Here is a 13675-nt window from a genome sequence, read left to right on the forward strand (position 1 = left end):
AGGGCCAACGGGCTCAGGCGCGCAGGGCCTTTCGGCACAGGTCCCGCAGGACGGTGAGCTCGTCGTCGTCGAGGTGCTCGCCGAGGGCCTCGGCGATGGCGGTCGCGTGGCGGCGTCCCACCTCGCGCTGCACCGCGCGCCCGGCGTCGGTGAGGACCAGGACGACGCCGCGCCGGTCGGCCGGGTCCGGCTCGCGCTCCAGCAGCCCCTGCGCCACCAGCCGGTCCACGAGCCGGCTCAGCGACGGCTGCGGCAGCAGCACCGCCTCGGCGAGCGCGCCGAGGCGGGCGCGCCCCTGCTCGCACGAGGTGAGGGTGTAGAGCACGTCGTACTCGCGCACCCCCACGCCGTGCTCCGGCGACCAGACGTCCTGGTCGCCGAAGCGGCGGATGAGCGCGGCCTGGGTGCGGAACAGCGCCTCCCACGCCTCGACGGCGAGCCGGGTGCTCGTCATGCCCGCTGGCGGGCGGCGACGCGAGCGGCGTGGCTGGGCGGGTCGCTGGGGACGCCGGCCGGGCGCCGCGCCTCCATCTCCTGGCGCAGCGCAGGGACCACGTGCTCGCCGAGCATGTCGATCTGCTCCAGCACGGTCTTCAGCGGCAGGCCGGCGTGGTCGACGAGGAACAGCTGGCGCTGGTAGTCGCCGAAGAACTCCTGGAACGTCAGCGTCTTCTCGACCACCTGCTCCGGGGTGCCGACGGTCAGCGGCGTCTGCCGGGCGAACTCCTCCAGGGACGGACCGCCCCCGTACACCGGCGCGACGTCGAAGTACGGGCGGAACTCCCGCACGGCGTCCTGGCTGTTCTTGCGCATGAACACGTGACCGCCCAGCCCGACCACGGCGGTGCTGCCCGGCCCGTGGCCGTGGTGCTCCCACCGCTCGCGGTAGAGGTTGATGAGGCGGATGTAGTGCTCCTTCGGCCAGAAGATGTTGTTGGCGAAGTAGCCGTCGCCGAAGTAGGCCGCGATCTCGGCGACCTCGGGGGTGCGGATGGAGCCGTGCCAGACGAAGGGGGCCACGCCGTCGACGGGGCGCGGGGTGGCGGTGAACTGGTGCAGCGGGTTGCGGAACTGGCCCTGCCAGTCCACCGGGGAGTCCTCGTCCCACAGGCGGCGCAGCAGCTGGTAGTTCTCCACCGTCAGCTGCACGGAGGCACGGGGGTCCTTGCCGAAGGCGGAGTACCCGGCCATGGAGTTGCCGCGGCCGAACATGACGTCCACGCGGTCGTCGGAGAGCAGCTGCAGGGTGGCGTAGTCCTCGGCGAGCTTCACCGGGTCGTTGGTGGTGATGTGCGCGATGGACGTCGACAGGCGCAGCCGCGAGGTCCGCCCCGCGATGTAGCCGAGCACCGTGGTGGGGCTGGACGTGACGAACCCGGTCTCGTGGTGCTCGCCGATGGCGAAGACGTCCAGGCCGGCGGCCTCGACGTGCTGGGCGATGGTGACGAGGGAGCGCATGCGCTCGACGTCGTCCGGGGTCTTCCCGGTGTGGACGTCGGGGGTCTGGTCCGCGACGGTGAACACGCCGAACTGCACGGTGCGCCTCCTGGTGGGTGCTGCGATCTGCCGGCAATTCTATGCATCTGCATGGACCTGCCTCACAACCACCCGGCGCGCCGGGGTGTTCCCGAGGCCGCCCGTGACGACGGACGGGCAGAAGCGCCCGAGGACGTCTCCACGCCGGCGTGTCGCGGACTCCTGCCTGTCCGGCGTCACGCCGCGGCGGGGTGAGGTGTCCCGCCGAGCATGCAGAAGTGCCGCGATCGGGCGCGGGCGCGGTGCGGCACTCGAGTTCTGCATGCCCGGCGGGACGCGAGCGCCCGTCGTGCCAGGCTGCGCCGGTGGGCGAGAGCGGCGACGGCTACTGGTCGCACCTGGAGATCACGCCCGGAACGGGGGCCGGACCCGCTGCCGAGCTCGGGCCTGCCGCGGAGCCGGACGGCCCGCCGCTGTCAGGCCCCTCCCTCGATGCTGTGAAGGCGCTCGTCACCCTGGCCGCGGCTGACGGCGTCGCCGCGGAGCTGCAGATGCCGGCCACGCGCGACCGCGGCTGGCCGGCCAGCTGGTCGCTGCCCTCTGCGTGGCTGTACGTCGCCGGTGGCGGCGGGGTCGGCCTCCACAGGTACGACGACGACGCCGAGTCGGAGGCGCAGGAGGCGTTCCGCATCGCGGACACCGCCCAAGAGGCCCTGCTCGAGTCCATGCCCGCGGTCGGGCGCCCGACCAACTGGCCGCCCTGCCCGGCGCACCCGACCACGCACCCGCTGGCCCTGGCCGCCGGCGACGACGACGACCCGCGCCCGCGCTGGACCTGCCCGCTCACCGGCGACGTGGTCGGCGTGCTCACCGGTGGGGGGATCCGGTCCACTCCCTGATGGGCTCGGGGTGGCCCCGATCCACTCCGATGAGACCAGGGCCACCCCGCGCCCACGGGCCGAGCAGCCGAGCCCGCCACCGCTGTGATGAGGTGGCGCCCATGGAGGTCGTCGAGGTCCACCCCAGCGTCGAGCAGTACGCCTACACGTTCGGCGGGGTCGCCCCGCTCATGACCGTCCGTCCCGGGCAGGCGCTGCGCCTGTGGAGCGAGGACGCGTTCGGCGGCGGCCTGCGCAGCACGGGCGACCTGCTCTCGAACACCCCGGCCCCGCCCGGCCTGAACCCGCAGACCGGACCGTTCCTCGTGGAGGGCGCCCAGCCCGGCGACGTGCTGGCCCTGCACCTGGTGGACCTCGAGCCCGCCCGCGACACCGCCGTCTCCAGCCTGGTCCCGTTCTTCGGCGGCCTCACCGGCACGGACACCACGGCGCTGCTCACGCCGCCCCTGCCGGAGCGCACGTGGGTCTACCACCTCGACTCCGCCCGCCGGACCCTCGCCGTCGAGCTGACCTCGGGCGGCTTCTCCGCGGAGCTGCCGCTGGAGCCGATGCTCGGCACGGTGGGCGTCGCGCCCGCTGCCGGGGAGGTGCGCACGTCGCTGGTGCCCGGGGTGTTCGGCGGCAACCTCGACACCCCGCAGATGCGCGCCGGCACCACCTGCTACCTGCGGGTCAACGTGGACGGGGCGCTGTTCAGCCTCGGTGACGGCCACTACCGCCAGGGCGAGGGGGAGACCTGCGGCACCGCCGTCGAGGGCGCCATGACCACCACGCTGGTGGTCGACCTGGTGAAGGCCGGTGAGCTCGGCAGCACCAGCGCGCCGGCGACCCCGCGCCTGGAGGACGACGACCACTGGATGACCGTCGGCACCGGCCGCCCGCTGGAGGACGCGTGGCGCGCCAGCCAGGTGGAGATGGTCCGCTGGCTGCGCGAGCTCTTCGGCCTGGACGACCTCGACGCCTACCAGCTGCTCAGCCAGGTGGGCCTGGCGCCGCTGGCCAACGTGGTCGACCCGGCGTACGCGGCGCTGGCCAAGGTGCCGAAGGCGCTGCTGCCCCGCCCCGCCGGCAGCGCCTTCGGCGGGGTGCACGCCCGCCTGCGCGAGGCGGCGCGCACCCTGCGCTGAGCGCCCTCGGGCCCGGCTCAGACGCAGCCTGGCTCAGACGCGGTGCGCCAGCGCCGCGCGCACGTGCTCGACCACCCCGTCGGCGGCGGCCTCGACCTGCTCCAGGCAGACCTCGAAGTCCCGCTGGTCGCCGTACCAGGGGTCGGGCACGTCCAGGCCGGCACCCACCAGGCCGGAGGCCGCCGGGTCGAAGGAGCGCCACAGCGCCACCCGGTCCGAGGCCGACGGCGCGATCCGCTGCAGGGAGCGCCGGTGGGCGGCGGTCATGGCGAGCACGAGGTCGCGCTGCTCCACCTGTCCCGGCTGGACCTGCCGCGCGCGGTGCGCCTGCGCGCCGCCGTCCGGCACGTCGTACCCGGCGTCGAGCAGCACGCGCCGGGCGCGCCGGTCCATCGGGTTCCCCTCCTCCTCGTCGGAGACCCCGGTGGAGTCGACCACCACCACGTCCTCCCCGAGGCCGGCCTCGTCCAGGCGGTGCCGCAGCACCACCTCCGCCATGGGGGACCGGCAGATGTTGCCGGTGCAGACGGTCATGATCCGGTACGGGCGCCCCGAGGCGCTCGCGGAGGTGGGCGTGCTCACCCGTCGATCGTCCCGGACGCCACCCGCGACGGCGAGGGCAGCGCCTGCGCCTGAGGTGACCCCTCCAGCACCTGGGCGAGGACGACGACGAGGGCGGCCACCGCCACCGCGCCCGGGTCGGGGGCACCCAGCGCCCGGTCACCGAGGTAGCGGGAGCGCCCGCGCCGCCCCAGCAGCTGCGCCGTCCCCAGGGCCCCGTCGACGGCGGCCCTCCCGGCGTCGGCCAGCGAGCCGCCGCCGTCCAGGACGTCGGCGGCGGGCACGAGCGCGTCGAGGAACGTGCGGTCACCCACCTGCGCCCCGCCCACCCGGGTGACGGCCTGCGCACCGGAGCGCAGCGCGGCGCCGATGTCAGCGCCCACCTGCGGGTCACCGGGGGTGTCGCCGCGGCGCACGGCCGGCACCAGCTCGGTGAGCAGCAGCCCGAGCAGAGGTCCGCTGCTGCCCCCGACCTCGTCGAGGAAGGCGCCGGCCGCGGCGGACAGCGTGCCACCGCGGCGCTCGGCGTGCCGCAGGCCGGAGGCGACGTTGTCGCCGAAGTCGCCGTCGCCCGACAGCTGGTCCAGGCGCGTGAGGTCGGCGTGGGCGCCGTCCAGCGCCTGCGCCCAGGCGGCGACCACCGCGGCGCCGGCGTCGTCCGGGTCCTGCCCGTCCTGCGCGGCACCGTCAGACGGGGCGTCGTCGGGGTGGTCGGCGACCTGCGGCTCCTCCTCGGCGGGCAGCGCGGGCAGCGACGGCGTGGCCGTCGGCGCGGCGAGCAGCTCGGCCCAGCCGGGCCGCAGCGCCAGCAGCGTCAACGAGAAGCCGCGCATGTCCAGCGCCGCGGTGTAGGTGCCCACCAGGGACGTGGCCACCCGCACCCCGCGCTCGGAGAGCAGGTCTCCCACCAGCGCGCGCAGCGCGTGCAGCTCCAGCGACGTGGCTCCGCCGAGACCGTTGACCAGCAGGGCGACGCCCTCGTCGTCGACGGCGGCACCGGCGGTCTCCAGCCCGGTGAGCAGCTCCGCGAGCATCCCGTCCACCAGCTCCCGGGTGGGCGGGCGGGAGGTGGTGGACGCCGCGCGCTCGCCGTGGATGCCCACGCCGCGCTCCAGCTGGCCGGCGTCCAGCGCGAACGCCGGCTCGCCCGTGGCCAGGGAGGTCTGCGCGCGCGAGGCCACGGCCAGGCTGCGTGCCCGCGCGACCACGTCGCGCCCCAGCGCGGCGAGGGAGGCGAGGTCGTCGCCGCGGTCGGCCGCGGCGCCGAGCACCTTCTCCACCAGCACGGTCGCGGCGGTGCCGCGGCGCTGGCTCGCGCCGCCCTCGTCGTCGTCGCCGTCGTGGTCGTCCGAGGCGTCGGTGGCGAGGTCGTCGTCGACGAGCACCGTCTCCACCGGCACGCCCTCGGCGCGCAGGCGCTCGGCGGCGATGGCGAAGCAGATGACGTCCCCGGTGTAGTTCTTCACCACGAGCAGCACCCCGCCGGGGCCCGCGACGCCGCGCGCGGCAGCGTGCACCTGGCGGTGGTGCGGGGAGGTGAAGACCAGCCCGGGGCAGGCGGCGTCCAGACCGCCCGGGCCGAGGAAGCCCGCGTGCATCGGCTCGTGGCCCGCCCCGCCCCCGGAGACCAGCGCCACCTTCCGGCCGGGGGCCTTGCGGCGTGCGTACAGGTGCAGCGGGTCGAGCACCACGCCCACGTCCGCGGGGTGCGCCATCGCGAGGCCGCGGGCGGCGTCGGCCACGGCCGAGGCCGCGTCGGGCAGGAAGTGCGTGTCGGCATCGGCCACGCCCACCGACGCTAGCGCCGCCCGGGCCGGCGCGCGATCAGCGCTCGGGTCAGCGCTCGGGGACGAGCGTCTCGCGGGTGCGCAGGTCGATGACCACGGCCTCCGACGGCGCCGCCCACGCCTCCAGGTCCACCGGCTCCGGCAGCGGCGGCGGGCCCTGGGCCACGTGCAGGCTCACCAGCTCCGACAGCACGCCGGGCGGTGCGGCCAGCGCCGCCGAGCCCACCCCGAGCGGCGCGTCGGGGTGGCGGGCCGCCCGCTGGTGCAGCCGCACGGCGGTGCCCGGCAGCAGCCGGGCCGAGAGGTCCTGGTGGTGCCAGGCGTGCACGGGGGCGCGGCCGGGGCGGCCGGCCGGGCCGAGGGTCACCCCGAGGGCCTCGTCGGCGCAGTCCAGGAGGATCCAGCCGTCCGGGCTCACCGACGTGACCGTGCCGCGTCGCCAGCCCCACGGGCTGCGGCGGACGAGCTCGGCCAGCAGGCGGGGCATGCGGTGGCCCGGCAGGTGCGAGCGGCACGCCAGGTCCGCGGCGGCGCTGGTCCGGCCCGCCTCGTGGGGGCCGGGGAGGGCGGACGCCGCCGGAGCCGTGGTCCGGGGCGTGGTCGGGCACGTGGTCATGGCCGGCCCTCCTCGGTTCTCGTGGTGCGGGTGCGCGACGGCGGGCCGCGGCTCGGGCGACCCTAGCCGCCCGTGACGGCCCCGGGGCGGGCGGACCGCCGGAGCCTGCGGCGACCGGGTGACAGGTCGCGGCGGACCCGCCGAGCGGGTGCGCTCAGGAGCGCGAGGTGACCGCCCGCTGCCGCAGGGAGCTGTCGCGCACCACCAGCCGGTAGGGGGTCTGCAGGTGCCGCGGCGGCAGGCCGGGGTCGGCCAGGCGGGAGGTGAGGAGCTCCACCGCCCGCTCGGCCACGAACGCCCTGTCGATGGCGACGGTGGTCAGCGCCGGCCAGGAGAACTCCGCCTCACCGACGTCGTCCACGCCCACCACGGCCACGTCGCCGGGCACGCTGCGGCCGGCCTCGCGCAGCGCGGCGAGCGCCCCCAGCGCCAGCTCGTCGTTGGCGGCGAAGACCGCGTCGACGTCGGGCCGGGCCTCGAGCAGCGCGTGGGCGGCCTCCCGGCCGTCCTCGCGCGACCAGTCCCGGCAGTGCGGCACCAGGGCCGGGTCCACCGGCAGCCCGGCGTCCTCCAGCGCCGCCCGGTACCCGGTGATGCGCTGGCGGGCGCTGTTGTGCACCGGGGCCTTGTCGCCCAGGAACGCCACCCGGGTCCGCCCGCTCGAGACCAGGTGCTCCACGGCGAGGCGGGCCACCCCGGCGCTGTCGATGCCCACCCGGTCCACCGGGAGGTCGGAGCCGCCGTGCTCGCCGATGAGCACGATCGGGGTGTCGGGGTGGGGCGCCGCGAGCTCCTCGTCGGGCATCTCCAGCGCGGACAGCAGCAGGCCGTCGGCGAAGCGCACCGGCTGGCCGTCGGCCACCTCGCGCTCCCGCTCCAGCTGGCCCTCGGTCTGCTCCACGGCCAGGACGAGGCCGCGCTCGCGGGCCTGAGCGGCCACGTGGCGGGCGAGGTCGGCGAAGTAGGGCGCGGAGATGGTGGGCACCGCCAGAGCGATCATGCCGGTGCGACCGCTGCGCAGCTGGCGGCCCACCGCGGAGGGGCGGTAGCCCAGCGCGTCGATGACGTCCTGGACGCGGCGCCGGGTGTCGGGGTGCACGTGCACGTACTCGTTGACGACGTTGGAGACGGTCTTGGGTGACACCCCGGCGGCTGCGGCGACCTCGCGGATGGTCACCGGTCTGCGCGTCGGGGCGGAGCTCACCGCCGCAGTGTGACGCCGCGAGGGCCTCCGAGTCGATCTGCTGGCGCGCACCCGTCGTGGGCCGCGCCGTGCCGGTGATCGCGGGGGTTGACACGCCAGGGCGCCGGACGAGAGTCTTTACGACGTTGTAAAACCGCAGTGGAACGGTGTGCCGACCTCACCGAGGAGCGTCCCCGCCGCCGCCCCGCCGACGCCCGCCTGGAAGGACGCCCCGTGCCTCGCGCCCGCATCTCCCTCGACGCCTCGTACACGACGGCCCCCGTGCCCCACCGCCTGTTCGGCTCCTTCGTCGAGCACATGGGCCGCTGCGTCTACACCGGCATCTTCGAGCCCGACCACCCGAGCGCCGACGCCGACGGGCTCCGCTCGGACGTGCTCGAGCTGGTCCGCGAGATCGGCCCCACCGTGGTCCGCTACCCGGGCGGCAACTTCGTCTCCGGGTACGACTGGGAGGACGGCGTCGGCCCCGTCGAGCAGCGTCCGCGGCGCATCGACAGGGCCTGGCGCACGGTGGAGACCAACGCCTTCGGCCTGGACGAGTTCGCCCGGTGGGCCGACAAGGCGCAGACCGAGGTCATGTACGCCGTCAACCTCGGCACCCGCGGCCTGCAGGAGGCCTGCGACGTCCTCGAGTACGCCAACCACCCGTCCGGGACCAAGTTCTCCGACCTGCGGCGCTCCCACGGCCGGACCGACCCCTACGGCATCACGCTGTGGTGCCTGGGCAACGAGATGGACGGCCCCTGGCAGACCGGCCACAAGACCGCCCACGAGTACGCCCGCCTCGCGGGGGAGACCGCCCGCGCCATGCGCCAGGTCGACCCGACCATCGAGCTGGTCGCCTGCGGCTCCTCCTCCCGCTCCATGCCGACGTTCGGCGAGTGGGAGCGCACCGTCCTCGAGGAGACCTACGAGGACGTCCAGATGATCTCGGCGCACGCCTACTACGAGGAGTCGGAGACCACGCCGCTGGCCGACTTCCTGGCCTCCGCGGTGGACATGGACCTCTTCATCGACTCCGTGGCGGCCACCGCCGACGCCGTCGGTGCGCGCCTCAAGAGCCGCAAGAAGATCGGCATCAGCTTCGACGAGTGGAACGTCTGGAACCAGACCGCCTGGAACTCCTCCGAGCGCGCCAACGGCCGCACCGCGTGGGACGTCGCCCCCCGCGTCATCGAGGACGAGTACACCGTCCAGGACGCCGTGGTCGTCGGCACGCTCCTCAACTCCCTGCTGCGCCACGGCGACCGCGTGCTCGTCGGCTGCCAGGCCCAGCTGGTCAACGTCATCGGCCTGCTGCGCTCGGAGGCCGGCGGCCCGGCGTGGAAGCAGACCATCGCGCTGCCCTTCGAGCAGGTCCGCCGCCGCTCCCTGGGGGGCCACGTGCTCGACGTGCGCACCGCCAGCGACCGGTACGAGACCGGCAAGTACGGCGACGTCGACCTCGTCGACGCCTCCGCGGTCCTCCACCACGACGACGACGGCGGGCTCGCGCGCGTCACGCTCTTCCTCGCCAACCGCTCGCTGGAGGAGTCGGCGCAGGCCTCGGTCAGCCTGGGCGGCTTCGCCCAGGACCTCGCCGTGGGCGACGCCCTCGTGCTCGCAGCCACCGACGGCCAGGACCGGTACGCGTCCAACACCGAGTCCGCGCCCACGGCCGTGGGGCTGCGCCCGCTGGCGTCCGCCGGCGGCTCGGCCGCCGTCGAGACGGCCGAGCGCGGCGCGCAGACCGCCCGCATCACGCTGCCCGCGCTGTCCTGGGCCGTGGTGGAGCTGGTGCCGGCCGCCGGCTGACCCCAGACCGCCGGGTGGAGGGACCGCCGCTGGGGGACGGTCCCTCCACCCGGCTCTGAAGGCCCTGAGGGCCGCGCGGGCCTACGGTGGGCCGCGTGGCGAAGGGGATCCTGGCGCAGCTGCTCGACCTCGCGAAGGCCGTGGCCTCAGCGGCCCGGTCCGCCCCGCCCGAGGCGGGCTCCGGCAGCTCCCACAGCCAGCCCCAGCGCCAGCCCCAGCGCCAGCCCCAGCGCCAGCCCCAGCGCCAGGCCCAGCGGCCCGCCGCCCCGCCGCGGCGCCCCTCGTCGTCGTCACCGGCGCCGGGGGAGGTCCGGTACGCGCCGCGGGCCGACGGTCACGCGGACCCGGGCGAGGTGGTGTGGGCGTGGGTGCCCTACGAGGAGGACGCCTCCCGGGGCAAGGACCGCCCCGTGCTCGTGCTGGACGTGCGCGACGGCGGAGACGTGGTGGGCCTCATGCTCACGAGCAAGGACCACGCCGGGCCGCGCACCCAGGGCGAGCGCGACCACGACGGCCGGCGCTGGATGGACGTGGGCACCGGGGCCTGGGACTCCCAGCGGCGTCCCAGCGAGGTCCGGCTCGACAGGGTGCTGCACCTGCCCGCCGACGCCGTCCGGCGGGAGGGCTCCGCGCTGCCCCGCGACGTGTTCGAGCGCGTCGTCGCGGCGTACCGGTCCCAGTAGTCATCGGCCCATCCGCGTCACCCCGCCGCGACCAGGGACGACGCGCACTGCCCCCGCGAGTAGGGCAAGACGCGGAACGAGTCGGTTCCCGGAGCGGCGACGCGGCGCGGCACGACAGCGAGTACGCGTCCGAGTGCGGCGGCCCGTTCGCGTGACGGTGGGTGAGGCGCACCGCGAGTCCGCACCGAGTCCGTCGCCCGTCCCCTTCGACGCGTTTCCGTCACCGGGCGCGCGGGCGGTCCGCGCGCCGCTACGCTCGCGGTGTGGACGTCGCCGATGTGCTCCGCTGCGCCGCGGACGCCGTCGACCGCTCCGGGGTCTCCAGCGACCTCCGCGCGGTGGCCTTCACCACCGCCGTGGAGCTGGTGCTCCGCACCGCGGGCGAGGCGCCCCTGGGCCGGGCGGCGCTCTCCGGGGACCAGCCGGCCGAGCGCGCCGCTGACCGGGGCGCCGACCGCGCTGCGGACCGGCCCTCCCCGGCGGCCCTGCGCCTGCGCGGCGAGGAGCACCCCGCGCTCGGGCAGCCGTCACGGGCCGAGGACGGCGTCGACGCGCAGCCCTGGGACCTCGACCACCACGCCGACCACCGCACCGACCCCTGGTCCGAGCGGGCCGTCCAGCGCGCTGACCACCGCGCTGACCACCGGGGGGAGGCGCGGCCCGACCTGCGCCCTGACTGGCCCGAGCCCCCGCGCGTCCTGCGTCCCCTGAGCAGCGCCACCGCGCAGCGCGCCGGCGTGCCGCGCCTGGCGCCGCGCTCCGGCCAGGACGACGGCGGTGCTGACTGGTCCGCTCCGCGGCGCGGCCCGGAGCGCCTCGTGGCCGTGGGACCGCGCACGTGGACGGGCGCGACGGACGCCGGCGAGGAGCCGTGGGGGTCCATCTCCGACGCCCTCGGCGTGCGCCCCGAGCTGCTCGATCGGGTCTGGGAGGAGCGCGGCGGCAAGCTGCAGCTCGCCGGGGACCCCGCGCGCCTCGGACGCACCCGCGCCCAGCGCGTCGGCACGGCGGCCGTGCTCCTGCTGGCGGCCCTGCGCTGGAGCGGGCGAGACGGCGGAGAGCCCGTCCCCGACGCCGTCGTGCGCGCCGAGGTCGAGCGGCTCGGCCTGCTCGACACCGGCAACTACACCAAGCACCTGGCGGGCAGGCGCCACCTGCTGTCCACCACCGGGTCGGGACGGACCGCCACGTACAAGCTGCGCTACGACGGTCTCGAGGAGGCCCGGGTCATCGCCCGGGCGCTCCTCGAGGAGGTCTGACCGACCTCAGCTGGCGCGCCCCCCGGTGACGGGCCGGCTGCGCTGGGCGCTGCCGGCCGGGCCGTAGGGGTAGTCCTCCGTCGCCGGGTCGCTGGCGGCGTCGAGCGCCTCCACCTCGGAGGCCTCCAGGCGCAGGTCGGCGGCGCCGAGGTTCTCCCGCAGCTGCTCGGTGGTGCGGGCCCCGAGGATCACCGACGTCACCGACGGGCGGGCCACCAGCCAGGCCAGCGCCACCGCCGCCATGGAGGTCCCGCGCTGCTGGGCCACCTGCTGCACCGCGTCGACCACGTCCCAGGTGCGCTGCTGCGACGAGCGCTTCCCGTAGGCCTCCATGCCGCGCTCAGGGTCCTCGCCCAGCCGCGTGGACCCCGTGGGCCGCTGGTCGCGGGTGTACTTGCCGGTGAGCCACCCGCCGCCCAGGGGCGACCACGGCAGCAGCCCCAGCCCGGCGTCCAGGCAGGACGGGACCACCTCCAGCTCCACGCCGCGCGTCAGCAGGTTGTACTGCGGCTGCAGGGTCACGGGCACGGCGGTGCCGAGCCGGTGCGCCAGCGCGACGGCCTTCTGCACCTGCCACCCGGTGAAGTTGGACAGGCCCACGTAGCGGACCTTGCCCGCCCGCACGGCGTCGTCGAGGGTGCGCAGCGTCTCCTCGAGCGGGGTCAGGGGGTCCCACGCGTGGACCTGGTAGAGGTCGATCGCGTCGACCCCGCGGCCGAGGCGGCGCAGCGAGGCGTCGATGGCGCGGGTGAGGTGGCGGCGTGACAGCCCCACGTCGTTGGCGCCCTCCCCGGTGGGGAAGCGGCCCTTGGTGGCGAGCACCACGCGGTCGGTGACGTCGTCGGGACGGTCCGCCACCCACCGCCCGACGATCTCCTCGCTGACGCCGGCGTTGTAGACGTCAGCGGTGTCGACGAGCGTGCCGCCCGCCTCGACGAAGGCGTCGAGCTGCTCGTGCGCGCCCGCCTCGTCGGTCTCCTTCCCGAACGTCATCGTCCCGAGGGTGAACGCCGAGACGGCGCACCCGCTTGCTCCCATGAGCCTCGTCTCCACCGCTCCACCCTGCTGGGCCGCGCGCCGGAGCGCGCGCCGGGGGTGTGGGGAGCCCCTCTCGAGCCTCGGACGTGACAAGTCACTCCGGCCGTCTTCCGAGTACGCGCGAGTAGGGTCGGACAAGGGGTCAGTAAAGCAAGCGTCGTGCGGCGTCGTCCGCCCGCTCCGTCTGTTCGACTGGCACTTGACTGCCACGCGTGTGGTGCGTCGGTGGGCCGTGAATGACAAGGGGGCTGCGCGTCGGGTTCCGTGAACGACACGCGCGTCGCGCGTCAGCGACTCGTGAATGACAAGCGCGGAGCGCGTCAGGCGCTCGTGAAGCACAGGCGCGTGGTGCGTCGGCGACTCGTGAATGACAAGCGCGCAACGCGTCGTCAGCCCGACAGGCACTCGTCGTGAGCCTCCCGTCACCGGCTGTGCCGACCGCCCGGAGGTCCCTGGAGCAGATCTGGCGCGGTGCGTGACGCCGGCCGCGATCACCCTTACCGTCCCCCCATGGCAGGACGAGCCGTCGCCTCGAGCACCCGGGGCGAGACCACCACCGAGCCGTCACCGGGCCCGTCCGCGCCGCTCCTCGAGCGCCCTCGGCGCAGCGCTCATCCCCGCTGCAGCGATCCCCGGGCCGCCGTCGGAGCGTCGCTCGTCGAGCGGGCGCACCGGGTGGCCCGGCAGCTGCTCGACCCGGCGGGCGACCGCTGGTGGCACACCGCCGGCGTCGCCGGGCGAGCGCTGCACGCCCGGGCCGCCGTGCCCCCCGAGCAGCGGGAGGTGCTGGTCGCCGCGGCGTGGCTGCACGACGTCGGGTACGCGCCGGCGCTGGCGGCCACCGGCTTCCACCCCCTCGACGGCGCCCGGCACCTGCGGGAGACCGGCTGGCCGGAGGAGGTGGTGGCGCTCGTGGCCCACCACTCCGGGGCGCGGTTCCTGGCGGAGGTGAAGGGCCTCGGCAGCGCCCTGTCGGAGTTCGACGACCCGCGCGGCTGGGAGGGGCCCCTCGCCGACGCGCTCGTGTGGGCGGACCAGACCACCAGCCCGCAGGGCCACCCGGTGGGCGTGGACGAGCGGCTGGCCGAGGCGCGCGCCCGGCACGGGGAGGGCAGCGACCTGGCGCTCGCCCACGCGCTGCGCGCCCCCGCCGTGCGCGCGGCGGCTGCCGCGACCGAGCGGCGGCTGGCCCTGGCACTGCCCTTCGACGTCCGGGACTGACCCGGGCTCC

At 76.0% G+C, this 13675-nt stretch carries 13 protein-coding genes; 6 read left to right on the forward strand and 7 right to left on the reverse strand.

Features of this window, described 5'->3' with window-relative positions; genetic code table 11:
* Positions 1–13: 13 nt before the first annotated feature.
* Complete coding sequence (locus H7K62_RS04680; RefSeq protein ID WP_186716780.1) at positions 14–454, reverse strand: MarR family winged helix-turn-helix transcriptional regulator; 441 nt, start codon at positions 452–454, stop codon at positions 14–16.
* Positions 451–1536, reverse strand: coding sequence for a CE1758 family FMN-dependent luciferase-like monooxygenase (locus tag H7K62_RS04685; RefSeq protein WP_186716781.1), 1086 nt, complete (start codon positions 1534–1536; stop codon positions 451–453). The genes H7K62_RS04680 and H7K62_RS04685 overlap by 4 nt, the downstream gene beginning before the upstream one ends.
* A gap of 305 nt (positions 1537–1841) precedes the next feature.
* On the opposite strand from H7K62_RS04685, the gene H7K62_RS04690 reads away from it, so the two are divergent.
* The gene (locus H7K62_RS04690; RefSeq protein ID WP_186716782.1) at positions 1842–2375 is read left to right on the forward strand and encodes a hypothetical protein; all 534 of its coding nucleotides are present in this window, start codon (positions 1842–1844) and stop codon (positions 2373–2375) included.
* A 101-nt stretch (positions 2376–2476) separates the two neighbouring features.
* Positions 2477–3502 carry an acetamidase/formamidase family protein gene (locus tag H7K62_RS04695; RefSeq protein WP_186716783.1) on the forward strand — a complete coding sequence of 342 codons (1026 nt, stop codon included), beginning with the start codon at positions 2477–2479 and terminating at the stop codon, positions 3500–3502.
* A 33-nt stretch (positions 3503–3535) separates the two neighbouring features.
* Here the strand turns inward: H7K62_RS04695 and H7K62_RS04700 are convergent, their stop codons facing one another.
* From H7K62_RS04700 to H7K62_RS04715, 4 genes are all read right to left on the reverse strand, one after another.
* The gene (locus H7K62_RS04700; RefSeq protein WP_186717040.1) at positions 3536–4036 is read right to left on the reverse strand and encodes a low molecular weight protein-tyrosine-phosphatase; all 501 of its coding nucleotides are present in this window, start codon (positions 4034–4036) and stop codon (positions 3536–3538) included.
* 44 nt (positions 4037–4080) lie between these two features.
* Positions 4081–5850 carry a dihydroxyacetone kinase subunit DhaK gene (locus H7K62_RS04705; RefSeq protein ID WP_222437086.1) on the reverse strand — a complete coding sequence of 590 codons (1770 nt, stop codon included), beginning with the start codon at positions 5848–5850 and terminating at the stop codon, positions 4081–4083.
* Between the two features lie 49 nt (positions 5851–5899).
* Positions 5900–6466: a hypothetical protein gene (locus H7K62_RS04710; protein WP_186716784.1), complete on the reverse strand. Its 567-nt coding sequence runs from the start codon at positions 6464–6466 to the stop codon at positions 5900–5902.
* Between the two features lie 154 nt (positions 6467–6620).
* The gene (locus tag H7K62_RS04715) at positions 6621–7670 is read right to left on the reverse strand and encodes a LacI family DNA-binding transcriptional regulator (RefSeq protein WP_222437087.1); all 1050 of its coding nucleotides are present in this window, start codon (positions 7668–7670) and stop codon (positions 6621–6623) included.
* A gap of 213 nt (positions 7671–7883) precedes the next feature.
* Between H7K62_RS04715 and arfA the strand changes: the two genes are divergently transcribed.
* The 3 genes from arfA to H7K62_RS04730 all read left to right on the forward strand — a co-directional run bounded on the left by arfA (position 7884) and on the right by H7K62_RS04730 (position 11406).
* Positions 7884–9464, forward strand: coding sequence for an arabinosylfuranosidase ArfA (arfA, locus tag H7K62_RS04720; protein ID WP_186716785.1), 1581 nt, complete (start codon positions 7884–7886; stop codon positions 9462–9464).
* A 95-nt stretch (positions 9465–9559) separates the two neighbouring features.
* Positions 9560–10147: a type II toxin-antitoxin system PemK/MazF family toxin gene (locus tag H7K62_RS04725; RefSeq protein ID WP_370591606.1), complete on the forward strand. Its 588-nt coding sequence runs from the start codon at positions 9560–9562 to the stop codon at positions 10145–10147.
* Positions 10148–10410: 263 nt separating this feature from the next.
* A complete protein-coding gene (locus tag H7K62_RS04730; protein WP_186716786.1) occupies positions 10411–11406 on the forward strand; it encodes a hypothetical protein in 996 nt (331 codons plus the stop codon).
* A gap of 6 nt (positions 11407–11412) precedes the next feature.
* On the opposite strand, the gene H7K62_RS04735 is transcribed toward H7K62_RS04730, so the two are convergent.
* Complete coding sequence (locus H7K62_RS04735; protein WP_186716787.1) at positions 11413–12459, reverse strand: aldo/keto reductase; 1047 nt, start codon at positions 12457–12459, stop codon at positions 11413–11415.
* Between the two features lie 495 nt (positions 12460–12954).
* Here H7K62_RS04735 and H7K62_RS04740 point away from each other — a divergent pair, with 495 nt between their 5' ends.
* Positions 12955–13665 carry an HD domain-containing protein gene (locus H7K62_RS04740; protein ID WP_222437088.1) on the forward strand — a complete coding sequence of 237 codons (711 nt, stop codon included), beginning with the start codon at positions 12955–12957 and terminating at the stop codon, positions 13663–13665.
* The last annotated feature ends 10 nt before the right edge of the window (positions 13666–13675 follow it).

The sequence above is a fragment of the Quadrisphaera sp. RL12-1S genome, assembly GCF_014270065.1.
Taxonomy (GTDB): domain Bacteria; phylum Actinomycetota; class Actinomycetes; order Actinomycetales; family Quadrisphaeraceae; genus Quadrisphaera.